The 23,619-nt window shown below is 43.4% G+C and carries 24 protein-coding genes and 1 pseudogene; 16 read left to right on the top strand and 9 right to left on the bottom strand.

Annotated elements, in window-relative coordinates; all coding sequences use genetic code 11:
• Window positions 1-588 precede the first annotated feature (588 nt).
• Window positions 589-903: a hypothetical protein gene (locus ACZ5R2_RS11870; RefSeq protein WP_464899587.1), complete on the bottom strand. Its 315-nt coding sequence runs from the start codon at window positions 901-903 to the stop codon at window positions 589-591.
• Window positions 904-1,064: 161 nt separating this feature from the next.
• On the opposite strand from ACZ5R2_RS11870, the gene ACZ5R2_RS11865 reads away from it, so the two are divergent.
• Window positions 1,065-1,910: a hypothetical protein gene (locus ACZ5R2_RS11865; protein ID WP_464899586.1), complete on the top strand. Its 846-nt coding sequence runs from the start codon at window positions 1,065-1,067 to the stop codon at window positions 1,908-1,910.
• Between the two features lie 750 nt (window positions 1,911-2,660).
• Here the strand turns inward: ACZ5R2_RS11865 and ACZ5R2_RS11860 are convergent.
• From ACZ5R2_RS11860 to ACZ5R2_RS11845, 4 genes are all read right to left on the bottom strand, one after another.
• Window positions 2,661-3,029 (bottom strand): hypothetical protein, encoded by a 369-nt coding sequence (locus ACZ5R2_RS11860; protein WP_464899585.1) that lies wholly within the window; start codon window positions 3,027-3,029, stop codon window positions 2,661-2,663.
• Between the two features lie 27 nt (window positions 3,030-3,056).
• The gene (locus ACZ5R2_RS11855) at window positions 3,057-3,479 is read right to left on the bottom strand and encodes a hypothetical protein (RefSeq protein WP_464899584.1); all 423 of its coding nucleotides are present in this window, start codon (window positions 3,477-3,479) and stop codon (window positions 3,057-3,059) included.
• A gap of 1 nt (window position 3,480) precedes the next feature.
• Window positions 3,481-3,732 (bottom strand): hypothetical protein, encoded by a 252-nt coding sequence (locus ACZ5R2_RS11850; RefSeq protein ID WP_464899583.1) that lies wholly within the window; start codon window positions 3,730-3,732, stop codon window positions 3,481-3,483.
• A gap of 357 nt (window positions 3,733-4,089) precedes the next feature.
• Window positions 4,090-4,641, bottom strand: coding sequence for a tyrosine-type recombinase/integrase (locus ACZ5R2_RS11845; protein WP_464899582.1), 552 nt, complete (start codon window positions 4,639-4,641; stop codon window positions 4,090-4,092).
• A gap of 577 nt (window positions 4,642-5,218) precedes the next feature.
• On the opposite strand from ACZ5R2_RS11845, the gene ACZ5R2_RS11840 reads away from it, so the two are divergent.
• The 14 genes from ACZ5R2_RS11840 to ACZ5R2_RS11775 all read left to right on the top strand — a co-directional run bounded on the left by ACZ5R2_RS11840 (window position 5,219) and on the right by ACZ5R2_RS11775 (window position 17,002).
• Entirely contained in the window at window positions 5,219-5,983 is a 765-nt protein-coding gene (locus ACZ5R2_RS11840) for a hypothetical protein (RefSeq protein ID WP_464899581.1), read from the top strand.
• Between the two features lie 118 nt (window positions 5,984-6,101).
• Window positions 6,102-6,881 carry a hypothetical protein gene (locus ACZ5R2_RS11835; protein WP_464899580.1) on the top strand — a complete coding sequence of 260 codons (780 nt, stop codon included), beginning with the start codon at window positions 6,102-6,104 and terminating at the stop codon, window positions 6,879-6,881.
• A gap of 807 nt (window positions 6,882-7,688) precedes the next feature.
• Window positions 7,689-7,886, top strand: coding sequence for a hypothetical protein (locus ACZ5R2_RS11830; protein ID WP_464899579.1), 198 nt, complete (start codon window positions 7,689-7,691; stop codon window positions 7,884-7,886).
• 2 nt (window positions 7,887-7,888) lie between these two features.
• Window positions 7,889-8,107, top strand: a complete 219-nt coding sequence (locus tag ACZ5R2_RS11825; RefSeq protein WP_464899578.1) for a hypothetical protein — start codon at window positions 7,889-7,891, stop codon at window positions 8,105-8,107.
• 309 nt (window positions 8,108-8,416) lie between these two features.
• Window positions 8,417-10,162 carry a hypothetical protein gene (locus ACZ5R2_RS11820; RefSeq protein ID WP_464899577.1) on the top strand — a complete coding sequence of 582 codons (1,746 nt, stop codon included), beginning with the start codon at window positions 8,417-8,419 and terminating at the stop codon, window positions 10,160-10,162.
• Window positions 10,163-10,571: 409 nt separating this feature from the next.
• Entirely contained in the window at window positions 10,572-10,799 is a 228-nt protein-coding gene (locus ACZ5R2_RS11815; RefSeq protein WP_464899576.1) for a hypothetical protein, read from the top strand.
• A 396-nt stretch (window positions 10,800-11,195) separates the two neighbouring features.
• Window positions 11,196-12,026: a hypothetical protein gene (locus tag ACZ5R2_RS11810; protein ID WP_464899575.1), complete on the top strand. Its 831-nt coding sequence runs from the start codon at window positions 11,196-11,198 to the stop codon at window positions 12,024-12,026.
• Window positions 12,026-12,499 carry a hypothetical protein gene (locus ACZ5R2_RS11805; RefSeq protein WP_464899574.1) on the top strand — a complete coding sequence of 158 codons (474 nt, stop codon included), beginning with the start codon at window positions 12,026-12,028 and terminating at the stop codon, window positions 12,497-12,499. The genes ACZ5R2_RS11810 and ACZ5R2_RS11805 overlap by 1 nt, the downstream gene beginning before the upstream one ends.
• A 221-nt stretch (window positions 12,500-12,720) precedes the next feature.
• On the top strand, window positions 12,721-13,239 hold the full coding sequence (locus ACZ5R2_RS11800) for a hypothetical protein (RefSeq protein WP_464899573.1): 519 nt from the start codon (window positions 12,721-12,723) through the stop codon (window positions 13,237-13,239).
• Between the two features lie 148 nt (window positions 13,240-13,387).
• Window positions 13,388-13,612: a hypothetical protein gene (locus ACZ5R2_RS11795; protein WP_464899572.1), complete on the top strand. Its 225-nt coding sequence runs from the start codon at window positions 13,388-13,390 to the stop codon at window positions 13,610-13,612.
• A 145-nt stretch (window positions 13,613-13,757) separates the two neighbouring features.
• On the top strand, window positions 13,758-14,288 hold the full coding sequence (locus tag ACZ5R2_RS11790; RefSeq protein ID WP_464899571.1) for a phage tail assembly chaperone: 531 nt from the start codon (window positions 13,758-13,760) through the stop codon (window positions 14,286-14,288).
• Window positions 14,272-14,916 (top strand): hypothetical protein, encoded by a 645-nt coding sequence (locus ACZ5R2_RS11785; protein ID WP_464899570.1) that lies wholly within the window; start codon window positions 14,272-14,274, stop codon window positions 14,914-14,916. The genes ACZ5R2_RS11790 and ACZ5R2_RS11785 overlap by 17 nt, the downstream gene beginning before the upstream one ends.
• The gene (locus ACZ5R2_RS11780; RefSeq protein WP_464899569.1) at window positions 14,913-15,263 is read left to right on the top strand and encodes a hypothetical protein; all 351 of its coding nucleotides are present in this window, start codon (window positions 14,913-14,915) and stop codon (window positions 15,261-15,263) included. The genes ACZ5R2_RS11785 and ACZ5R2_RS11780 overlap by 4 nt, the downstream gene beginning before the upstream one ends.
• A gap of 35 nt (window positions 15,264-15,298) precedes the next feature.
• Entirely contained in the window at window positions 15,299-17,002 is a 1,704-nt protein-coding gene (locus ACZ5R2_RS11775) for a hypothetical protein (protein WP_464899568.1), read from the top strand.
• Between the two features lie 56 nt (window positions 17,003-17,058).
• Here ACZ5R2_RS11775 and ACZ5R2_RS11770 read toward each other — a convergent pair whose 3' ends face one another.
• Window positions 17,059-18,492: a tyrosine-type recombinase/integrase gene (locus ACZ5R2_RS11770; protein ID WP_464899567.1), complete on the bottom strand. Its 1,434-nt coding sequence runs from the start codon at window positions 18,490-18,492 to the stop codon at window positions 17,059-17,061.
• Window positions 18,493-18,802: 310 nt separating this feature from the next.
• Here ACZ5R2_RS11770 and rluB point away from each other — a divergent pair, with 310 nt between their 5' ends.
• Window positions 18,803-19,771: a 23S rRNA pseudouridine(2605) synthase RluB gene (gene rluB, locus ACZ5R2_RS11765; protein WP_464899566.1), complete on the top strand. Its 969-nt coding sequence runs from the start codon at window positions 18,803-18,805 to the stop codon at window positions 19,769-19,771.
• An 82-nt stretch (window positions 19,772-19,853) separates the two neighbouring features.
• On the opposite strand, the gene ACZ5R2_RS11760 is transcribed toward rluB, so the two are convergent.
• From ACZ5R2_RS11760 to ACZ5R2_RS11750, 3 genes and pseudogenes are all read right to left on the bottom strand, one after another.
• Window positions 19,854-20,930 (bottom strand): PQQ-dependent sugar dehydrogenase, encoded by a 1,077-nt coding sequence (locus ACZ5R2_RS11760; RefSeq protein ID WP_464899565.1) that lies wholly within the window; start codon window positions 20,928-20,930, stop codon window positions 19,854-19,856.
• 121 nt (window positions 20,931-21,051) lie between these two features.
• Entirely contained in the window at window positions 21,052-22,302 is a 1,251-nt protein-coding gene (locus tag ACZ5R2_RS11755; protein ID WP_464899564.1) for a uracil-xanthine permease family protein, read from the bottom strand.
• Window positions 22,303-22,977: 675 nt separating this feature from the next.
• Window positions 22,978-23,559, bottom strand: a pseudogene (locus ACZ5R2_RS11750) (LysR substrate-binding domain-containing protein); the annotation flags it as partial.
• Window positions 23,560-23,619: the final 60 nt, after the last annotated feature.

The raw sequence follows: 23,619 nt of genomic DNA, 5'->3' as shown, positions 1-23,619 counted from the left end.
TCTCGCCTCTCGCAGCGAAGCGATCCCGCCTCTCGCCTCTTCCCCAGGGGAAAAAAAGCCAACACACTCCTTGTGGTTGGCAATATATGGAAAAGTAGGATGTCTAAGGATCGTTACTTGGTGTTGCTAGACCGGAGGAAGTATGTCACCAAGTGCTCTGCGTCCTTTCAACTAAAGCATAGAACAATGTAAACCCAATTGCGCATGACGATATTGGTAACATTATGTTTTGCATATGAAATGCTGCATGACTAAGTCATGGTTTACAAAGTTCAAAGGATGATATGAGGTTTAATTTTTCTTTGTTAGGTTGGGCGAGATTATTAGCCGTATTGAGTGGTTTTTGTGCTTTACTATTTAGTGTGACATTTTTAGTACAAAACAGGGTGGACAGTGTATAATACCCACCCAAACAGTGACTTGTATTTCTAAGTTATTGTTTTTAAAAGCATTCATTATGACGTCTGTGAAGTCGCGCGTTAACACTGACAAAACAATAACTTAACTTCTGGCGGCTTCGACTTGTGTGACAGTATAGACATCGAATGTGTCACACACAAATTTCTGTTTTAAGGTTTACGTATCTAACTACTTGCTATGATACTCCGACATCCATTGAGAGCTATCCTGAATCACAAACCTCGATGTTAAATTGTGTATTTTATGCAACTGAAACATGTTCGTTTGCTGTTTAAGCTTACTTCGCAGATCCTTTTCAAGACTTGCAATCGTCCCTTCTCCAAAGCTACAAGGAAAAACAAACCTGTAGTCATCACCACTAACAAAATCTACGTGTCGTATATCAGTCGGTAACTCTTGTACCTCAAACTCCATATCAAAAAACTCTCCAAGTACAGCAGCTATAGCTTCTCTGACCTCTGGTTCATTTAAATGTAGTTTCATAGTGGTGATCTCTTGATTGTGTAATGACTATAGGCAATCTAGTACAGTAATGTCGCCAAGCAAACTCTTTACATATTCACACTTATCGAATGGCGTATATTGACTAACAAGCGGCAACTCAATAACCTAGTTAATAGTTGTTTTTACGGGGATAGTTAGTTTTGAAAGATTTCGTAAATGCATTTACACAGGCAATGGCGAACCGTTTGAAGGCACCATTTTTAGGTAGCTTTGTACTGTGTTGGATTGCAGTAAATCATAAGTTCATTGTTGAGTTTATTTTCAGCACATCCCCAGAGAAGATTACTCTTGTTCAAGGTAGTGTGTTTGATTGTTGGACTGACATATTCTTTCCGCTTGGTTTGGCTGTGCTCTATACGTTTGGGTTACCCGTTGTGCAGTACGTGGTTGACTTGGCAAAACGAAAACTAATCGATGAGCGTAGGATAGAAGCCAAGCAAAGTCTTCGAAAGTTTCAATACGAACAGCAACGTGATGCCGCTCAAGTTCAGGCTGAAGCTAGTTTGAGTTACCAGCAAGATAAACTTAACCGTAACCTTCAAGACTGGGCGACGGAGAGAGACAACCTAAATGATGAAATAGACGCACTTAAAAAAGACTTGGCAGACGAAAAGCAGCAACACACTGACCATGTGGCAAGTCTAACTGAAAGTCACGATCAAGCTCTTCAAAGTACTATTGACAAGCATAATGCTGAGATTAATTTGATTCATTCAGATCATGAAAAGGTAAAGAGTGAACTTGAGGAAAAACTTGCCAATAATATTCAAAGGGCAGGTGAGAGTGCTAATGAGTTACAAATTTTACTTAAAACTGTTAGGACAGCTAAGGGGCTCATGGATCTAACTCATAGCTTGTCGTCAACGGAGAAAATGGTGCTCAACAGGATGTGGAAAGACATACTCGCACCTAAAAAAGCTCCAGCGAAGGCGACTAAAATATCATCTGGGCGTTCAGTAGATGTTACATCAGAAACAAAATCTTGATAATAAAATCTAACTTGTTGACTTAGCTATATCTGAAAAAAGCCGACCACCTGTAGAAAGATGATCGGCTTAGGCAGCAAGCGAAAGTACTATTAGCACAGGCAATCTTACCGAGGAGGTTATATTTCTGAGTTATCCCTTCCCGATGCCTATTCGCACTATAGACCACCCATTCCAGAAATATAAATATTAGCCCTTTAATAACAACCCTATCAATATAATTGCCTCTTCCTAAATCCTTTCTATAAGCCTATTCTAAGCGTTTTACTGTTTAAGTGGTAGGGTAGCCTAAGTTCTTGCGCTAACGCTTTAATTTGATGGGGTATAGAAAGGATTTGAGGCTATTTCAGATTTAATTCTGGGTGATTTTTGTTATTTCCTTAGAAAGTACAGTTTTGAGAGGGAAATATCTGTGCTGCGAGTCATATCTCAGAGAGTAATTGTATTTTGCAGGGTTTTGCATAACTCCAGACGTAAAAAGAGCCAACCCCCATTTTCAGAAGGTTGGTATAACCAGATACTACAAAAGGATGTCTAGGTTTAACGTCAGATCTACCGCTACTGCTAGGATGAAGATTGAGCAACAACCAGATTCGATACCTATTGCTCAAGGTAATTTTACCTAATAAGCAACTATGTGCATATGTGTAATTCTCGAACCTTACGTTTTAGATATGGTGATGGTGATTTTCTAAAAATGGTCTAAGGGAAAGTGGGGTAGGCTGGTGGAGGAGGGTTTTTCGAGTGACTTCAAAGATCAATTTTCTGTAGGGTGATTTTTAGAGCTTCTACTATCACAGCCGGAATATCAGCAGCGTCTAGGTGATCCTCAGTCATTAATTTTCTTGGTAGTGAATGATGAAAACGATCAACAAACTCTATCGAGAACGTTAACAGGTTTTGAGTGTCGTTATTCAGTGTCGTAGCTACGGTACCGAAGGCTGAGAGGTTGTCTCTGATCAGTTGCTCGAATTTATCCCTGCATTCAACAGTACACAACATGATCAGGTCAGGGAACGCCGTTTCAAGCCCGAAACATTCCAAAAGTACGATCCGTACAAGGGGTTTCATGTGGCAGTGATATTCTAGGGGGGCAACGGTTTGGGTTTTCTGTTTCATATATTGTACCTCTTAGGTAGTTGGTGATTAGCTATTAACGATTTCATCTATATCAGATGTACCGAATAGTTTTACAAGGGCGGCTTTTCTCTCTTCCTCGGTAGGTACTTCTCTGACTGGTACAGCTACCTTCTCAGCCTCTACCTCTTGTTGGTGGGCGAGTTGGGCCATAGCCAAAGCAACTTCTTCCTGAAGAAGATCCATAGCATCATCTTTAATCTGACGTAATAGTTTAATCGCGTTCATTCTGGCATTGGCTGGTTGATCCTCATCCGCAACAACACCTATCAAAAAAGTTATCATCTCGGGTTGAAAATTAACAATATCAGCTACAGCCTGCTTTTGATTTCTGAGATCTGTGTCATGTACAGTAACAAGATCTTTCGGGTTAGCCATTTTTGGACGGCCTACTTTAACTTTATCGTTTTCTGATTTCTTAGGTCTTGCCATATCAATCACCTTTTAATTTTGATTTGATTGTTTCAATTAACTGACTATGTCTGTATTTGAGTTGTGCGACAGTATTGGCCTTGACGCCCGTCAATCGACTAACCTCTGCATTAGTTTTACCTTGCACCAAATACACCAGTACATCGCGAGTATCCTGTTGAAAGTGGTTGTTATAAAATTCTACTGCTAACAGATCACTCAACTCAGCACGTAACTCAAGTTCCTTTCGGAAAATATCATCTAGGTTGCTCATACATTGATCCTGTAAATAAGCTATAAGGGAAATAAGAGGAGGAGAAGGGAACAAGGGAAGAAAATACCCTCATGCAAGTATTATACCATAAATGAACAATAAAAGCGAGTTTTCTGTTACGTATTTGTAATCACAGCTAGAATTGATTGAAATTTTAAATTAACAACTCAGTGATGAGTTTTTGGTTAACCCTTTGAATTTATTGGAAATATCGCTTGGCCTTCTTAACGTTGGCGCGGAGAGGCAACATAATATGCTGTGAAGATTTAAAATATCTGCAATGGGTTTACTTTGGGAAGGGTACCCTCTGAGAGCCGTTGATAGCTCTCAAACAGGTCTGGTTGGGTAAGGGTGTTACTAGATCACCAAGTTGTCAAAGTCGTTGTCAATATCCTCTTGCTCAATCCCAATGTATCTGAGGGTAACCTCTTGAGATGAGTGTCTTAGCATCTTCATTACTTTAGAAAGGTTATTGGTTTGTGTGTATAACATATAGCCTCTAGTCTTACGCATCGAGTGGGTGCCAATTTCCAACCCTAGGCTATCAGAGACCGTCTTAAAGCATTTGGTAATGTACTGACGACTAAAAGGCTTAACCCCCTTCACACGGTTTCCTGTGGCTTGGAATAGGTACTCATCTGAGGGGTTAGCATTTCTTAACTTTGCTACTACTTCAAGAGCCTTCTGATTGAGTTTGATCTCTGCTGGCTTCTTGGTCTTACTCTCTTTGACGTAAATCCTACCATCCTTGATATCGGTGTACTTCAGGTCTAGCAGGTCTGAGATACGCAAAGCCAGTTGTAAACCTAATACCCAAACACTTTCTACCTTTTCACCATACAACCCCAAGAACTCCCTTCTAACATTCTCTACATCATGTAGGTCTTTCAGTGCCTTTACTTCATTCATTTTGTGCCTCCTAATTGATTGTCATAAATAACTCTAACTTTTATTTTGACAACTAGCAAGAACTATCTTCTCAAACAGGTACATTTTTAAAGGGGTTGTTGATTGTCAGAATGCCATTTTGACAACTAGAACTGTCCTAAAAAGTAAACTACTCGGTGCACTCTGCACCAAATGATCATCCTCCCAAGCAATCCCAATTCCCAAAATGATTATCGGATCGTGTCCTCTGCACCTCCTCAGCAGATTCCTCTATATTTCGATAAACTTGGAAATAATAGGATGTATGACAGGTGTGTTACAAAAGATCTAAAAAGTTTTGAGCGATCGTTCAAGCGAGGTGTTTAACCACCTCTCACCAGCAAACCACCTCCCCAAAACTGATAACTCCAGCCAGAATCCCTTCTCAAAGCCCTATCTCGCAAGCCTTCAACCTCAAAGCTCCCATTGCACCAGTAACCCCTAACAAACGCTTAGATAACGCATACAGGAAGTCTCACGCCCATACGAAAGGTGTTGATCTGCCATAATTAATCTGTGATTGTTACTGTATTAATGGATGATTATTTCAGGGATAGAGATGAGCACTTCTATTGAGAAACTAGTCGATTTACTAGCGAAGCATGTTAAAGAGGATGAGGGTATTTCAGGTAAGGGGCTTCTGGTGCTGTTCATTATCGGTGTCGTAAAGTTCAAGTTAGGTATAGAGTTCACCACGAACACGATTGAAATCCCTTGGCTACCGAAAGTCGAGATCAAGAGTATTGAGAATATTGTTTACCTTTATTGGGGATTGGTAGCTTATACGTGTTATCGATATTGGATATATAGCAAACCGACTTTCAGTGAAGTTGGTGCTAAAGCTTTGGGGTGTTACCTTGATTGCACTAAGATAGGGAAACGGTTTGTACGTAAGTATATTCTTGATAAGGAGGCAAAATTCATAAGTAGTGCTTGCCAAAACGAACACACCAAACAATGGTCTACGCGAATCCAATCTTTTAACGAGGAAGTTCCGACAGAAAGCTTCTACCTAGAGTTTAAAGAAGCATCACACCCTCAAAGTGCAAGTAGCTCCGTTGGGCCTGACGGTATGCCTCAGAAGTGTTTGACTGATGATAAGCTTATTAAGCTCTGGGGCTGCTCTACCTGTCGTCATGACGAGCAATACCCTGAGATACGAACGATATACAAGATTGAATCAAGATTGTTGAGGTTGATGTTACTTCAATTGACAGTGTGGTTGTCAATTAGATATGTGTGCTTTAAACCCAAAGGCTTCGATGTATTCATTCCATTGCTGCTTAATCTAGGATTATTCGTAGATTGGGTGTTTACTGCTTGATATAAGTCTAAGCCATATTGTATTAATTTGGTGAGGTGTGGATTATTTTGTGCAGACTTTAGCTTGTGTGCATAATATTGGTTATTGAAACGGAATCTAATGACAGGGAAGGCAGTTGATGATTACTGTTGATGTGAAGGCTGGTGACTTTGACAAGGGAGAATGGCTCTATGCAGATAAGATGTTTGAGCTAAAACCTGACAAGTCAGAAGTCATACCTATTTATTGCGTGAAGAGCGTCAAGCGCGAGGAAACGATCAAGGACAATCTCTATATCAGATTTAACTTGTCCAATGGTCAGACGTTCATTGCAGTGATGAGTGAAAATGATTACCAGGTGATTTACGAGGATTTTATCACTTGCGATGACAAGATCACTGTAGATGTGTTGCCGTTAGATTTGTCTGAGCCTGAAGAAAGCTCATCACAAGTAGATAGTGTTTGGTTGCGTAAAGATAGCGGCGAAGGCTCTTCAAGTAGGGTGTCTTTTTACGTGATGGGTTGTGTATTTTTATTCTTGATACTCATTGCAGCGAACTATGAGGATACCGATGCTGGCAGCAATATAGCTAGTCTAAGTGAAAAGGATAAGGCTAAGGTATGCAAGGTTTACATAGGTCACCTTTTCTCAAAACCTAGCTCGATCATTAACCATTACAAGACCGATGACAATGGCAACGTCTATGTAAAATACGTCAGACCCGATGACAAAACCACTTGGCAGTATGTGTGTGATATTAGTCGCTCAAAAATTACTTGGGCAGGTTGGCATAGCGATACGCAGAAGTGGGGGAGATGGAGACAGGAAGACACCACGTCATTTACCTATGATGAACCGAAACAGGTCGTCAAGTTTACCATGAAGCACACGAACAAAAGCGTGACTGTGAGACTTTAGCTACCGTATAAGAATTGTTCTGCAATACTGACCACGACTCTGTTCCCTGTGATAGACCTCGCCTGATTTGTTCGTATAAACGCAGACTTTACGAGTTCCCTGTTCGATGGAATGGCTAAATCGATATTGCTGTTTCTCTGCGGCTAGGGCAGGGGCTGTGGCGATCATCAATAACAGGGCTAGGGTGGTGGTGATTTTGGGTGTTTTAAGTTATTGATTAATAAGTGTATTTAAAAAAGTTGTAAAAAAACGGAGGTACTTTGAGGCCGTCAATCCCTTATAGGACGGGGGCTGGTGGGTAGTATTAGTTATGTATTATAGGGGGGTAAGTAATTTCTTAGAATAAGATAGAGTTAGAAGAACAGGAGAGAAGAGAAGGATTAGAAGCTGATATTTAGGACTTGCTATTCTCAACATACTGACTTTGATCATCTTATATATTAATAGACCACTCAATAATAATGCTTAACTATACCTATCTTAAATATGAGACTAAATTATTCACATTACACACCAGAATCAGGTTAGAATATTTAATCACCTAAAGAGTTTTCTTCTAATGTTGACATTTACCAACATTAAAGTTGGCACTCGTATATAAATTCTGTTATAATAACCTATCGGCACTAATAAATCTTGAGCTGACCTCTCTTCGAAACGATTACAACGTCTACCGTAATCACTCTCACACAAGTAAATTTTTCCTTATATAAAGCAAGTAACCGCTTTAACCGCCCTGTACGCATCATTACGGGGTTCTTGTCGTTCCACCAATCCAAACATACACCTATTAACTGAGGAGGCTATATGACGCCTGTCCAAGTACTAGACGCGATCAATCATCATCTAGTCGCAAAATACATCAATGAATACCGCAACACCACAGCAGATAAATCAAATTGGTTCAGAGCCAAGAAGTACTACCACCGCTCCAAAGGCAATCTCGAATGCTATATAGCACTTGTCACAGCCCAAGCAATCCTAAACACAAAAGGTGAACTATAGATATGACATTTGCAGAAGAGATCAAAACAATCACCAGTAGATTTGAAAACAACGAAATCACCAAACGCAAGTTCCTGCTCCAGCTTATGACAGTAGGCGGCAAACCAAGGCAGGTTAATAAATTCCTTCCCAAACCTCTCCGCCAAGACTTCACTGATTACTACATCCACTGCACAAAGGTGTGGCTTGAACATAAGCGGATGATGGAACAGGGATACTAAAATTTGTCGAAAAACAGCAAGACTTTAATTATCTATCTTGTTGATATTATGCAATTATTTATGAAAGTCACAGGAGAAATCAAATGTTTGTAAAGCATGAGTTCACGTCCGAGCAATTCCAATTTCTTATAGATATGGCGAATGAGCAGGGCACAAGTGTTAAATCACTTATCAAGAAAAGTTTCAGAGAATATGTATCCGATCAAATGGAGGAACAAACGAATGTACGACCAAAGGCTCATGGAGATCAGGGCTAAATATCCCGCCTCTTTCCGCATCAATTATATGGATAGAAAGGACAGACAATTTTTGAAATCCCAATCTTACGAACCTTCTACCCAACCATACAAAAACAACGTCCTAGTCCCTATTAACGAATACCTCAAGAGTGTAATTTTTGGTGATGACAGTGACGAGAGTAACAAAGAAATTGAGGTAATCACCTACGCAATAGCACAGACACTAAAGAACGGTTACAGCTCTTTCAAGATGTCCTTTGATATAGCTTTTTATACTGGACTTAACCTGCATGTAAAGAGTACATCTAAGTCTGAAAAGCAGGAGCTGATCAATTATAACTCTCTTCAGTATGTTGTTAATACACTCGTAGATAAAGGTTACCTAGTCAAATTCAAAGGCGGCAAGGATCACCGCACAAACTATTCCGAAAGCGACAGAAACTCGTGCAAAACTGTCCTTGCTATCACTAACAATATGCTCAAGCTATTCGATGGGATCTACCTCAAAACTGTTAATCCTCAAGAGAATTGGTTTGAGCTTCGACAGCGTGATACCAAGGATAGTAACAACCGTAAAGGCAAGACCTTGGCTGTAAATGATGAGATCGCCTTCAGCAACAACAAGATCTATAAACGTGCTCTGACTGGTCTTAATAAGCTCACCCGAAAAAACGTGATCACTCAGAACGGTTATCAATGGCAACCACAGTATCAATCGGTTGGTTTAGCTGCTTCTAGTGATTTGAGTGAGTGGGATCGTGATATGGGAATGCGTCTATATGGTGGTGGGTTCCAATGTCTGGAGTCTGGTAAGTACCAAGAGCAGAGAGATAGGGGATTAGGGCGGCAAACACTGCGGATAAACTATAACGACGTGGTAGAGGGTGATTACAGCGCAATGCACATTACCATGTGTTACCTAGTAAAAAAGCAATACCTAAACCCAGAACTTGATCCTTACCACCTACCAAACTTCTATAGCCAGCAACCAGAAGGTGCACAGGATCAAGCAAGAGCTTTGGTCAAATACTCCGTTAACGTTATGTTCAATGCCCGTGATTTCAAAGCTGCAGAAGACTCGATTACTCGCGAATACAACACCAAAAAGCGTAGTAGGTTCAACAAGATTACTAGTTTTGACACTACAGAGATGATGAATGAGATCATCGAAATGCACAGCCCAATTGCAGATATGTTTTGCTCTGATACTGGTGTCAAACTCCAAGCATACGACAGCATGATCGCGGTGAGAGTTGTTGACCACTTTGTAAAGAAATCCATCGTTTGCCTACCTTACCACGACTCTTTTGTTGTAGAGGCTGTTTACAAGGATGAGCTTATTGATGTGATGAAGAAGGCATGGTGCAAGGTCTTCAGGGTAACAGAGAAGAAGGTAGCCCAGATTAAAGTTGACCTGTTCACCGGAGAGACAGAAGTGGCACAGCCAGCGTTTCATGAGCCAGTAGATCGCTACGAGTATCAACCATTCGAAAGCATTACTCTAGAGGAAGCAACCTCACAAGCGGCACCAGTAGAGGTATACGAATCATTCAGTGCCAAAGCAGGTTGGACGTTCAACCCAGATATAGAAGATCAAGAGCCAATGGAGGAAACTCTAGAGGAGATCTTTGGTGAGTGTGATATATCTCACGCTATCCCTGAAGCACCCGAGGATTTCAACAGTTACGATGTCACAGAAGAAGAACCACTTTTGGGCTGGACTAACCAAATTGATACACGATTCACTGAACCGACCCTGACGTTTGGTGATGATGATTTCAGAACACTAGACGATTTTAACGAACCACCATTTTAAAATCAGAAGTCACAATCCAGTGACTTTAGAAGTGTCCGCCTTGCCACTTTTAATCTGACTCCTCATTCCAGAGGGTGACCCTACACAAACCAATAACCCTGACATGGCTCCTAGATCCCTAGTGAACGCTGTGGGGAGAACTACATCCATAACAAAGAGGAACAAATTATTATGAAACCGAGATTTGACCATACCAAACGAATTCGTGACTTGATCTTGAGTGGGATGACACCTGCAGAGATCGCTTGTCGATCACGTGAATACAATTTACAGAATTACAACCGAAGAGCTATTGAGAAGGTGGCGAGGGCTTATTTGAAGATGTTTCGAGAAGAGGGTGTGTTGTGAGAAGGCACCGACGGCGATCTGTATGGTCATTATTATCAAAACGCAATCAGAGGGGTAGGAGATGAAAGTAAAATTGGCAGGTAAAACGTATGTTCTCGATAAATATGAAATCAAGCGTTATAAATCGTTGTGTGATGAAAATGGTGATTTATATGATGGAATGGAAGGTTTCTTTTTGATGTGGCTATCTGGAAATAATAATCTTACTTATAATCTAGAGGAAGAGCAGCCCCTACCTAACGGCAGAAAGCGCAATAATGACATTGCCAAACTTTTGGGTATGAAATAACCAGTTAACCCAGCACATTTTCACCAGAAAATACACCTTTTGTTTAACATTTTGATATATTTCTGTTGATCTGAGTGTGGTTTGATGGTATAATAACCTATAGGCAATTAAATAGCTAAAGTAACTCTTCATAGACACGATTGAGAGTATTCTCTCGTGTAGTTACACCACCTCGATTTTACTTCTTTTATCAGGGTGAGGCTATTTTTTATAGCGGTGAGGTTATTGGGACTCATCACCCCGAACGCTTTTAATCTCCTTCAAGTGTAATATAACTTAATGTTGACTTCTCACCAACATTCCACCGCTCGCCTATACCTTTTCTCCTCTTATTTATTGTAGCCTCATCATTAATTTGGTGGGGCTAATTTTTTATCTACCTACCGGATTATATCTATGAATTACACAAAACTATCATTACAGACAGTGCTTATTTTAAATGAGCTGGCAGCCGCTTCTAAAACTAATAGAGAAATCGCTACTGCTTATGGCGTATCTGAGCAAAGGGTGTCGAATATTAAAACGTCAAATAGCGAAACTCTAGAATACCTCCGCGCTAACCCTCTTGTCGACGCAGTGCCTACACCTCAGTCAGTCGAAGAACTGGTAATGCAGTACATGGATAGCTTGCCCCTTGAGCAACCATGTCAGGTTGAGTTAGAGCAACTCATCTCGAATGCTCACATGGACTATGAGAAGAGAATTGCAGGTAGCGGGGATAGTACTAAAATCAATGCCCAGATAAAGGAAGAGCAAGATACCGTCAAACGCTTACAACTCCAGTTACGACACTTCAATACAAGTCACCGCCTAGGCGCAAAACAGTCGTTCTACTCCTCGAAACCCCTGCTTTTTGCCCTACACGAAATGCAAGACCACCTAGCCAATGGGTATTCACTACTCGATACACAAGATAACCGCAACTACAAGCATTACTCAGCGCAAAAGGGAATTACAAAGTGGGTGTTGGAACGCCCTCAGACTGAACAAGACGCTGATAAACAGGTAATCACAAAGAGTGTAACAGAGTTATACACACAACTTCTTGAGGCAAAAAATAATCAGATTATGAATATTGAAAATGCTCAAGAATATGCATTAGCCGAGCATAATCGTCAATTGGCAGAATATGACCGTGCTCAGGGTGAGAAGATTTCTCAAGCGATCCAACTTGCAACACGTCTAACCCGAGAAAACCAACAGAAAGCACAGCAGGAAGAAAAATAATGACTGAACTAGATAAACTCGTTAAAACCTTTCTCCACCACGATGCAGATTGGCTGATTAAATGGGCTTGTGATGCGCTATGTCAATTTGGTGTAGATAAATCTGAAGAGTCACGATTGAAAATGAAAGCTCTCAGTAAAGCTTTGGAACTTCACCCAGATGTAGATATTACCAATGACGTGAGTGTTATTCTAAAAGGTCGAAATCAAGACCCTGAGCCTTCTGCATATCTCCTCTATAACGAGCTGAATAAACGTATTGAGACTAACCCTACGCCCTTCCAGCAGGCAATTCTAAATAAAGCTTCAGAGCTAGGTGATGACCCTAAAGAAGATATTCAAGAGGATGAGAAACTTCAACAGAGTGATGCACTAGCCGATTACATTCAAGGTAAATATCAGCAGACCAAACAGGATCAGCGTGAAATTAAATCTCTTAGTCAGGTGATCGCTGAGATGCGAGAAAATAAATGAGGATTTTATGTCAAATAAAACTCGGATGTCGTATCTAGATAATCCAATTATTTATACCCTAGATTTTGTGCGTGACAACTACTTCAGAAGCATGACCGTGAAACGTTGACCCCTGTGGTTTGGAATTTTCTACAGAAGCTCTACCGGAACCCTGAACAGGCCAGAGACATCATCTACGGATGCTACGCCACGTTACCAGAATGTTATAAGGAGGCTAACTGATGACTATTGATGTCGGAAATTCTATCAACCCATACCGCCCAGAGAGTACCGATTCTGCAGAGGGCATTATCAACACCCACACCGATCAGGCTATCAATAACGATCTGGTTAACCCTAGCGCGATTCAGGGTTTGAAGCTGGTTGAGGGCACAGGTTTAGAAGTAGTCGATCCCTCGGTAGGTACCATCCGCAACACAGGATCTGCAATTGAGTTGCTGAAACTTGAGCTAGGTCTGAATGTATACACCACCACCTCAACCAGTAAACTTAACGTATATGTTGAGCGATCAACAGATAACAGCGTCTGGGAAGCACTTCCTAATAGCCTCGTTCAACTAGATATCTCAGCGCACGATAACAGCTACCACAATGCACATTTCGTGTTTGATCTGCCTAGGGATGGTTATTTCCGATTCAGATTGTTTTACGAGGGGTCACCTCTGAGACTGCAGCCGTTAACAAAGACTGTTGGCACTAGCACTGACGTAGTAACCCCTTCTGCCCGAATTCTATTTTAAAACCTATACATCCCCATGACCAGACAACACCTCCTGATATTCCTGTTATTGGTGATCCTCCTGTTTGAGATTACCGGAAAACCTCTCCTGTTGATGGCGTGGTTAATGGCTGTGTTGGTTGGGGACAAATAATGATGAGACCAAATTTATGACATACCAATTATCACCTGAATCACTCAATACCCTGAGACTAGAACTCATTGAGCAACTCGAATGGCTTCACTCAGAGGAGTACCGTTTGAGAATGTACCGTTTGACGATGGACAGAAAACATAACTTTAAAATCGAGGATCTAGAGGAAGATCGTCAGATAGATGTGGCTTACCTGAAGGCTGAACTCACCAAAATTAACGAGCAATTAAAAGGGCTGTAACTATGCGCGAGAAGATCCAAAAATTAATCACGTTTAAACAGCAACAGCTTCAACATTACACAGTCTTGGGGCGCAGGGCTGAGATGAAGCGAGTTGAGGAAGAATTGAATTTTCTTCGAGGTATGATCGAAGTGGGAGAGATGTAATGAATAAATACAGCGATAAATTCGTTCGATTAGAGCTTGAGGATCAGGTGGTGAAAGTTGCAAAATTAACTCCTCTGACGACTTCACTAGAGACATTCAAATTAACCAAATTACTACTTCCATCATTCGGGGCGATCACTGACTCGCTATGGTCTCAGGATAGATCGTTGGTGATGGTGACTGCATTTAATTTGCTATCGAGTAACGCCACAGAATCCCATTTCAACGAGATTCAGGAATTGTTGCTTGGTAGTGTTTTAGATTCAGAAGGTGAGCCACTAGCAACTCCAGCCAAGATCAACGCCTACCTAGAGAACTCAGATTTGAATGTGTATGACCTCCTGATTAAGCTCTTCGAAATCCACTTCTGGACAGCTATCGAAAGGAGTCAATTATTCCACGCCCATAAATCAAAAATTATCAGTTTTGGTGAGGTACTTAAATCGATGACAGCTAGTGTAGAGGATGAGACTACTCAAGAGGGTGATTCTGAAGAGGGTGAGGTACCAGTAGATGAGCCACAAACTTAGCGCCAGTGAGGTTTCAGAGCGAGTTATCAGTTTTGATTTCAGAGAATTGAGGGTGAAGAACTACCCTCGTTTATGGTCATTGTTGGGTGAGGAAATGACCCTAGAAGACCTACCTGATGAAGCCCTTCAAGCACTGCTACAGCTCACCCAAGACCACCTCAAAGATCCTGACTCACTAGATGATAACCCACTTGAACTGCTATCAGTGACAGGGAAATTTCTCTCCTATCATATGGATTTGGTGAATGATAGCCCTCGGATTTTGTCATTTGATGAACAGCGTCAACAGCAAATAGACTCACGTAAATCACCTCAAGAACTCTCCAACCAAGATCGAGAAAATCGCCAATCAAACCGTCACCGCACTGGTGAGATGAAACGTTTAAGGGGTCACTTCGAGAATGAACAAGAATTCGATCTATTATTGTGGGCTACATCGTTAGCTAACTCCTCTGTTACAAAACTATCCGTTGATGAACTCCTCAATCTGGATTGGAAAACCTTCATTGAGATCAATAACAGGGCCGTGACTATTCAATCGCTTCAGGCTGTGGAGGAGTACCAACGTGAGCAGGAACGCCAGAAGCAGGAAAACCAGAAATCAGCACCACCGAGGGGGATACGATGAGTAGTGAATTTTACAAACAATCCCTAGCTCTACACCAACGCCAGTCACGCCTAGAAAAGGTCAGGGCGGTATGTCAGGGACTAGAGCAGGACTCACAGGGGGTGTTGCATTGGAAAGTACCAAAACCTTCACAAACGCGTTCTCAAGAGCTTTCAGAACTAATCCAAACGCATATGCTACTTGAAGATCCGGCTCTATGTAATGGGGTTGTGGTTGCAGCAGGTGAAGACCTAGAAAAAGTCCTAGATGAACTGATCTTGAATCGAGATGAGCTTGGTTATCAGGATTTGATAGTGAGTTTTCTCGAAGATTTCCCCAAGTACACCCACCTTCTGATAGAAGAATAGACAGAATATAAATATAAGAATAAGGAGAATAACCAGTGGCAGAAACAATCCATTCCTATGATCTGGTGGTGAACGCAAAAAATGCACTTGCTCAGGTCAGAAAGATCCAAAAACTTCAGAAACAAATTAATCAACAAAATAAATCCTCTACTCAGCAATCCCTACGCAATGAACGGTCTGTACAGCAGGCTCAACAGCAAACCAACGCACAGAAAAACGGACATCTACGCCGCCAACGTACAGCCGAGCAGAGAGCAGCCCTACAGAAACAGAAGGCTCTAGCCAAGGAAAAAGCTGACCTCAAAAGATTTCACCAATTCCGAGATCGCCAACTTAGTACAATGCAATTCGCTAGGTTAGATGCTGAGAAACAGTACAACCTCAAGCGGATCTTATGGGCTGAAAAATCTCACCAAGAGGTTATGGAGAATTACAAAACAGAGCTAAACGCCATCAAACGTAATGCCAATGCTCAAAAGGTACGTGAGGCCAAGCGTAAAAAAGTTGCAGCACAGAAGGGTGGGGCTTTAGGTGCTATGCCTTTAATGGCTAACCCTTTGGGTATGGGGATTGCTGCAGCTACTGGCGGGGTTATGGTCTTAGGTGCTGGCTCAAGTGAGTACAAAGAACTTCAGCAGGGCGCTAATACAGTCGGGATGGACGTTAATAGCTTCAATAAACTAGCTTCTTCGATTGCTGCTAGTTCAGATGTCAGTCGTCAGGGAAGCGTTGATCTGATCCAAGACCTACTTGACCGTGCAGGGGAAACTATCGAAGAAACTACCTACGATTCTAAAACAGGGGAGTTTGTCACAGGCGAGGGGTCTATCCTAGCCAACTACCTCAAAGAGCAAGGCATCATCCAAGGTAACACCCAAGATGAACTTGAAGCCTCTATGAAGCAATTCTTCAGCCAAACACCGGACATGCTATTCAAGGCAATCTCAGAAGCTTCTCGGGATATGACCACTCAACAAAGAGCATTTATACTTGAGGCGTTCACCTCCAACTTAAACCGAGCCGCTGCAGGGTACACCGAGAACAGAGCAGCCTTTGATCAGGGTGGCCGTGATGCGCTTACATTCAACGTGGCGGATACTGAAGCTATCAAAGCCTTTTCCGAGGGTATGCGCAGTTTCGGGGCTATGGTTCAGCAGATTCCATTGGGTTTATTTAAAGAGTTTACCAACTCTCTCAGTCCTAGCTCTCTGAAATTACTAGAGAACCTAGGCACACTCATTGGCAATTTGGTAGGTCTACTCGGGGATGGATTCGCCGCCGTTTTAAACCTTGTTAGTCCGATGTTGAATGAGGTAGTGACAGTCTTCTCAGCGCTAACCGAAAAACTCAAACCTATCACTGAGCAGTTTACGAAAATCACTGACGTAATAGGGCAAATGTTCGGGGAGATCCTAGGCGGGATCAAGAAACTCCTCTCAGCATTGAATCCATTCTCAGGTGATGAGGAAACCACTACCTCAGCAACTAATGGCACTACATCTACAAGCTCAACACCTGCGCCAGTCAGCTCTAAACCAGTGCCAGTACCTAGAGCGAGTTACATTCCCAAGGCTTCTAACACCTACAGCGGATACGGTACTCAGAGACCGATCCAAGTGCAGGTACAGGCACAGCTAGACATCGATTCTGAGACAGTCGCTACCAGTGTCATGAATACCCAGACAGCAGAAGGTGCGATAGAGAGGACACTCAATAATCACTCCAAAGGTAACTTCTAGCTGGCGCTTGGGATACGGCTATTGCTGCAGATGAATTGGTTTAACCACGAGCTGGTTTAGATATAACTCACCCTGTCGATATACCCCTTGAGAAGTGTCATGTCCATCGAGTGGGCATAGTGGGCTGTCATTTTGTTATTTACAGCTGAATGCCCCATTAGTTGTTTGATGATCAGGTCATGAAGACCGTTCTCTAACAGGGATGTGTTCATTCTGTGCCGCGCTGAGTATATGCTCAAAGGTAGCCCTTCTGGAGTTGTATCAGGTAACTCTAGGTCTGGTTTAGCGCGATTCTTGTACCAGTCCGTGAGTTTGGGTTGTCCATCGAATAACCTCCCATCACGGCGCACGTTAACCCATTCCTCAAACCCCATCTCTAATAACTCACGATGCACAGGGATACGGCGATTGCTGTCTTTTGTCTTTAGTGAACCCGCTTCCTCGGTGATCCGGATGTACAATATCCCTGTGTCTTCATCCCTCATGATATCCTTCTTACGTAGCTGCTCGATCTCTCCATTCCTAGCACCGGAGTAAAATTGGACTAGTCCCATCCAATACTTCTTATCCTGAGCGTAACGCACCAATTTACCCATCTGTGTATAACTGAAGGCACCTCTACGGGTATTCTTCGGCAAATCAAAAGTTTTCTGAGGACGTTCCTCAAGGTATTCATTATCAACACACCAACCAAAAAAGGTATTCAGGTGCTTCCATGCATGATTGAGATTCGCGCCCTGTGTTTGGGTCTCGTCTAGTTCACCCTCTTCTGCAACTTCAACTAATTGCTCAACTGTCATCTTGTGGTAAATGGTGCCTCGGGTAGTCTTTGGGAAACGAGAGAGGGTAGCGAACATTCCCGCCAAAACCTTTTTATCAATTCTATTAACAGGGGTGTTACCAAGGAAGTATTTAAACCTCGCAAACCAACGTTTACGCTCATTCTGACCCCGCTGATTCAATGTCCAGCTTTTGACGTAATCATCCCAGAGATCATTCAAGGAAGGTTGGTCAGGCTCGACTGGCGTTGACTCTACGGCTATAGGTACAGGTTCGGAACTAGCACCAGACAAATAGGCAGGGCGTTGTTCTTTCGGAAGCACTTCAGAATACATTGAGTTGATGGTCTCTGCCTGTTGTACCGCCCTCGGAAAATCCTTGCTAACAATCAGCTCACCAAGAGCCTTTGTTAACTCTGCCAATTGCTCAAGGTGATGGGATAGCTCAAGGTTTTGCTTCACTACCTCAGACTCTTTCGATGCAACCTGCAGATGAAACCGCTCTCTAACAACCCACTCATTGAAAGGCGGTACCTCTTGACGGGGTAGGTCTTGGAATTGTTTTTTGTACAGCTCCATCATTGATTTGTTGGGTTTACTTCCCACTTTCAGCACAGACTCGTATAGGTAGAGGTTTCTTGATACCTGCATTTGGAGGGTGATGTCTACGATCTCAGCCAAGACTTCCTTGGTGATTACATTCTTGTCCATTTCCCTTGCTTTCTCCTTGATCTGATTGACTAATTTCTTAGCTGTTCTAGGTGAGTCAGTTCTTAGACTCTTTCTGAAGACAGTATTACACGCCCCGAGTCTAAGATTTATATGATAGATCCCACCTCTTAGAATTGTATGCTCGACTTTGTATTGACCAGTACTTATAGTTTTTGTATGTGACATTGTGTGACAACCCATGTGTGACAGTGTATAATGTGCGTCCTAAACGAGACCTTAAATTGGTTAAGTTCTTGTTTTACAAAAAGTTTTTATGACGTCTGTGAAGACGACAACATTAGGTAGATAAATGAACGAAAAGTTACAGAAGGTTTTAGCTCGAGCAGGTCACGGTTCACGTCGTGAACTTGAAGCGCTGATCAAGGCGGGTCGCGTGAGCGTGAATGGCATCGTGGCGAAACTGGGTGAGCGTCTTGAGGATGAAAACGCTGTTATCCGTATCGACGGACATACCGTTTCAGGCAAGGCTCAAGAAGAGGTCATTTGTCGCGTTCTTGCTTACTACAAGCCAGAAGGTGAACTGTGTACTCGTCACGACCCTGAGGGCCGTCGCACCGTATTTGACCGTCTACCTAAGATTCGTGGCTCGCGTTGGATTTCGGTTGGTCGTCTGGATGCTAACACGTCAGGTCTCTTGCTGTTTACTACCGATGGTGAGCTTGCTAACCGTCTAATGCACCCAAGCCGTCAGGTTGAGCGTGAATACCTTGTGCGAGTGTTCGGCGATGTGAATGAGCAGAAGATCAAGAGCCTGGTTCGTGGTGTTGAGCTTGAAGATGGCCTAGCGCGCTTCGAAGACGTGGTTTACGCGGGTGGCGAAGGCATGAACCACACCTTCTATGTTGTGATCAACGAAGGCCGTAACCGTGAGGTTCGTCGCTTGTGGGAATCGCAAGACTGTACCGTGTCTCGCCTGAAGCGTGTTCGCTACGGTGATATCTTCCTTGATAAAAAATTGCCTCGCGGCGGTTGGATGGAACTGTCGCTAAAAGATGTAAACTACCTACGTGATATGGTTGAGCTTCGCGCTGAAAAAGAGACCATGCTCGATCTGAACAAAGACAACACCTCGCGTAAGCGTGAGCGCGCTAAGAGTCAGAAGATCCGCCGCGCGGTTAAGCGTCATGAGGAGCGCGTGAGCAGTCCAGGTCGTGGTCGCGGTAAACCGACGCGCAAACCAGGTCGTTCTAGCACTGGTAACGCTCAAGGTACTCGTCAAGATCAGGGTCGCCCGAACCGCAATAATCGTCGCGGTTAACACTGATTTATTGATCAAATATCAAAAAGCTCGCTCTCATCGCGAGCTTTTTGTTTTTAGGAGCACCGGGATTGTTTCAAAATTAATCAATCTTTAGGCGGTAGATAGTGCCACTGTCGGCAGAAAAATAGATCTCACCGTCGGGGCTTTGCGCTATGTCGCGAATGCGCTCTCCAAGATCTTCAAGCAGGCGCTGTGATTCAACCAAACCTGTGTCAGTAATTGAGACGACATTGATATGCGCGAGTTTAAGCGCTCCTGCGAGTAGCTTCCCTTCTAGTTCAGGATAGACTTCGCCACGGTACAAAATCATATTGCTTGGTGCAATGGAGGGAACATAGACTAACAAAGGGTCTTCCATGCCAGGTAGTGACTCGGCATCACCGACATCAAGTGGTCCCCAATACTCTTTGCCATGAGAGGCTTTTGGCCAGCCATAGTTGTAGCCGCGTTCGATAAGGTTAATCTCATCACCGCCGCGAGGACCATGCTCGATAGACCACAGTTGTTGCTCTTTATGATCATAAAACAAGCCCTGCGGGTTACGGTGACCATAGCTCCAAATTTCATCCAGCCCTGGCTTGGCAACAAATGGGTTACCATCTGGAATAGTGCCGTCGAGGTTAAGGCGGACGATGGTTCCTGCATGGGTTTGCAGGTCTTGACCGTTTTCCCGCTCTCCACGGTCTCCAATGGTGATATAGAGGTATTGCTTGGCGACCTCAATTCGACTGCCAAAATGACGTGAAGTGTTGGAGTAAGCATTGGCAACAAAGATGTCGTTGAATTCGTCTAACCGATTGCCTCGCAACTCAGCTTGGGCGACAGCGAGTGTCACGCCATCTGGCGTTGATTTACTGTAGGAAAAGTAAAGGGTGTGTGAGCCATCAGGATTAGAAAGGTGAGCAATATCGAGCAGCCCGCCTTGACCAGACTGATAGACGTCGTCAATAGAATAGAGGAGTTGGCGTTGGTTGGTCTCGATATTAAGCAGCGAGATGGTGCCATTTTTCTCGTTGATCACCATTTCAGTTGCAGACACAAACTCAATAGCCCAAGGGATAGAAAGCCCTTCAATGACTTTTTCAGCGTGATAGTCTTGTGCAGAACTGGTGGCTGCCAAGGTGCTGAGTAATAGAGTTAGAGCATACCGTCGCATATCGACCTCACACTATTTTACTGATTCATATAAAGTTATAGCACGCGAGGCGGAGTATTGATGGAAAATAACAGGCACCACTTTTAGAAAGGGTGCCTGGTTAAAAAAAGGTTAAGTAAAATTAGGCTTTTTCATCGCCCATTTGCGCATTGTCAACCACGTGGTTATCGCCAAGTTTTCTCGGTAGTACCAAGTTGAGTGTGATAGCGACGATACCGCACAGACTGACACCCTGAAGGCTGAAGTCACCGATACCAAACGCCATGCCCCCAATACCAAAGACGAGCGTCACAGCGACAATAACCAGGTTGCGCGAGTCATGCAGATCAACGCGGTTTTTGATTAGTGTGTTAAGACCGACTGTAGCGATAGAGCCAAACAGTAGGATCATGATTCCGCCCATTACCGGGACCGGAATGGTTTGTAGCAGGGCACCCAGCTTGCCAACCAACGCAAGGATAATGGCCGTAACCGCCGCCCAGGTCATAACCACTGGGTTGAAGGCTTTGGTGAGCATTACCGCACCGGTTACTTCACTGTAGGTGGTATTTGGTGGCGCACCCACCATAGAAGCGGCAATAGTTGCGACGCCATCGCCGGTGATGGTGCGGTGTAAGCCCGGCTTTTTGAGGTAGTCTTTTCCAGTGACGTTCGAGATAGCCAACATATCACCCACGTGCTCGACCGCAGGCGCTATCGCAACGGGGATCATGAACAGAATTGCGTTGATATTAAACTCGGGCGTGGTGAAGTTAGGCAGTGCCAGCCAAGAGGCTTGTGCCACTGGGGTAAAGTCGACAATCCCAAAACCGAGGCTAAGTGCATAGCCCACTGCAATACCACCAAAGATAGGCAAAAGCTTAAGTAGACCCTTAGCAAATACACTGATAGCAATGGTGGTGATCAGTGATAAGGCAGAGATCCATAGGGCGGCGTTAGCGTCAACCAATTGTACCGCTCCATCCCCGGTTTTACCGAGCGCCATATTAACGGCTACTGGTGCCAACCCAAGACCAATCACCATGATCACAGGTCCAACTACGACAGGAGGAAGGATCCGGTGCACGATTGCAACGCCCCGAAGTTTAATTAGGCCGCCCAAGGCAACGTAAACTAAACCCGCTGCCATTAGCCCCCCCATAGTGGCAGGGATACCCCAGGTTTGCACACCGAACATGATTGGGGCAATAAAGGCAAAAGAGGAAGCAAGGAAAATAGGTACACTACGACGAGTAATCGCTTGAAACAGTAGCGTACCGACACCGGCACCGAACAGTGCCACACTTGGATCGAGCCCGGTTAACAGAGGCACTAGCACCAGCGCACCAAAGGCGACAAACAACATCTGCGCGCCTTGCAGAGCATTCAACATGATTAATATCCCTATAAGTTCAAATAAACGGCGAAAGCCTAGCATGAGAATATTGCTCTGGGATTTGATCTAAGCAAACTATTGATTTTATAGTGGGTATATCAGTGACAAATGTGAGTTGGCGCAAATTAATCACAGGGGATCACAGCTTAGATGTCAGCTCATTTGTCTATCCTATGACAAGAGACGTTGAATTACTCTTTGTCATCATAGATAGAGTGTATTTCCACACTATCGCAGCGGGGATGTGCTTCAATTCAAATGCCTGAAATTAAATTGATTCAACTTTGATTAATGCACCGCGAGTGCATCGGCAATGATTAGAATCTCTAAAATGTATTTCGCTTTCCTGTATTCAAATTATTTTAAGAATTATATACCCAAGTGACCTCAAGATATTGGCTCCCTTTGGGCGAGTTTGCTTGGCTCGCAACCGGCGTTGGTCACTTTCGATTTAGATCCACTAAATCTTCAAGTGACCGCCTTGGCTGCAAACCAAGCAAATCTCGCTGAAACTGCATCTTGAGGTAACTTGGGTATAAACACTAAAGCGAGAATGAATGCTGTATATATAACCATGGCTGATATCAGCAATAAGGTAGCTCGCTGTATGCCTCACAAATTAACACGGGAACTGATGCTGTCAGTTCCCTAATGTTACTAGAATCGAGTGGATTATCTCCTACCTCGGTTACTGCGAACCAACTTAGGTGGGAATATGTCGTCCATGATATGAGTTAGCCAGTTGAATTTTTGCGAGTGACTCACTGCATTACTATGAATAAACGCCAACTGCCGAGTTAAATGAAGAAAATCGGCGGGAATTTCTTCGACGGTGATGGTGGCGAACTGTGTTGGGTCAAGTTCATCATAGACACACAGCGGTGCGACGATAATTAGATCAGACTCGAGCGCCATTTTGAGCAAGGGATGAAGATGGCGGCTGCGCATCTTTGGCTTGAAGCCTTGCTCCGGCTCAACAAAATCAGAAACAGTCATCCTGTGAGTATTGATGTTCTCAACAAGCAAACCACCAACATCCTCCTCCAATAAGGCTTGCACTGGGACAGATTGCCCGGCATAACGATGCCCGGCTCTGCACAGACAGCCAAAGGACACCTCACCGGTGATCACTTGTCGAAATGTCTTGGAGATATCGAGCGGAAAAAAGTGAATCGCAGCGTCTATTTCTCCTCGGTCTATATTAGATGGCGTGGAGCTGTCATAGACATGCAGCTCAAATTCAACCTCGGGGCTATGCGTATTAAACCCTTATTAAATATTTTTGATGACAGTGAGTGAGTATTTTTTTAATCT

This window comes from Vibrio sabulosilitoris (assembly GCF_055391395.1).
This window is presented reverse-complemented; position numbering and strand designations above follow the sequence as displayed.

Coding starts and splice junctions, on each gene's coding strand:
- ACZ5R2_RS11870 (WP_464899587.1), bottom strand. CDS start 903: ATGAAACTACATTTAAATGAACCAGAGGTCAGAGAAGCTATAGCTGCT.
- ACZ5R2_RS11860 (WP_464899585.1), bottom strand. CDS start 3,029: ATGAAACAGAAAACCCAAACCGTTGCCCCCCTAGAATATCACTGCCAC.
- ACZ5R2_RS11855 (WP_464899584.1), bottom strand. CDS start 3,479: ATGGCAAGACCTAAGAAATCAGAAAACGATAAAGTTAAAGTAGGCCGT.
- ACZ5R2_RS11850 (WP_464899583.1), bottom strand. CDS start 3,732: ATGAGCAACCTAGATGATATTTTCCGAAAGGAACTTGAGTTACGTGCT.
- ACZ5R2_RS11845 (WP_464899582.1), bottom strand. CDS start 4,641: ATGAATGAAGTAAAGGCACTGAAAGACCTACATGATGTAGAGAATGTT.
- ACZ5R2_RS11840 (WP_464899581.1), top strand. CDS start 5,219: ATGAGCACTTCTATTGAGAAACTAGTCGATTTACTAGCGAAGCATGTT.
- ACZ5R2_RS11835 (WP_464899580.1), top strand. CDS start 6,102: ATGATTACTGTTGATGTGAAGGCTGGTGACTTTGACAAGGGAGAATGG.
- ACZ5R2_RS11830 (WP_464899579.1), top strand. CDS start 7,689: ATGACGCCTGTCCAAGTACTAGACGCGATCAATCATCATCTAGTCGCA.
- ACZ5R2_RS11825 (WP_464899578.1), top strand. CDS start 7,889: ATGACATTTGCAGAAGAGATCAAAACAATCACCAGTAGATTTGAAAAC.
- ACZ5R2_RS11815 (WP_464899576.1), top strand. CDS start 10,572: ATGAAAGTAAAATTGGCAGGTAAAACGTATGTTCTCGATAAATATGAA.
- ACZ5R2_RS11810 (WP_464899575.1), top strand. CDS start 11,196: ATGAATTACACAAAACTATCATTACAGACAGTGCTTATTTTAAATGAG.
- ACZ5R2_RS11805 (WP_464899574.1), top strand. CDS start 12,026: ATGACTGAACTAGATAAACTCGTTAAAACCTTTCTCCACCACGATGCA.
- ACZ5R2_RS11800 (WP_464899573.1), top strand. CDS start 12,721: ATGACTATTGATGTCGGAAATTCTATCAACCCATACCGCCCAGAGAGT.
- ACZ5R2_RS11795 (WP_464899572.1), top strand. CDS start 13,388: ATGACATACCAATTATCACCTGAATCACTCAATACCCTGAGACTAGAA.
- ACZ5R2_RS11790 (WP_464899571.1), top strand. CDS start 13,758: ATGAATAAATACAGCGATAAATTCGTTCGATTAGAGCTTGAGGATCAG.
- ACZ5R2_RS11785 (WP_464899570.1), top strand. CDS start 14,272: ATGAGCCACAAACTTAGCGCCAGTGAGGTTTCAGAGCGAGTTATCAGT.
- ACZ5R2_RS11780 (WP_464899569.1), top strand. CDS start 14,913: ATGAGTAGTGAATTTTACAAACAATCCCTAGCTCTACACCAACGCCAG.
- ACZ5R2_RS11770 (WP_464899567.1), bottom strand. CDS start 18,492: ATGGACAAGAATGTAATCACCAAGGAAGTCTTGGCTGAGATCGTAGAC.
- rluB (WP_464899566.1), top strand. CDS start 18,803: ATGAACGAAAAGTTACAGAAGGTTTTAGCTCGAGCAGGTCACGGTTCA.
- ACZ5R2_RS11760 (WP_464899565.1), bottom strand. CDS start 20,930: ATGCGACGGTATGCTCTAACTCTATTACTCAGCACCTTGGCAGCCACC.
- ACZ5R2_RS11755 (WP_464899564.1), bottom strand. CDS start 22,302: ATGTTGAATGCTCTGCAAGGCGCGCAGATGTTGTTTGTCGCCTTTGGT.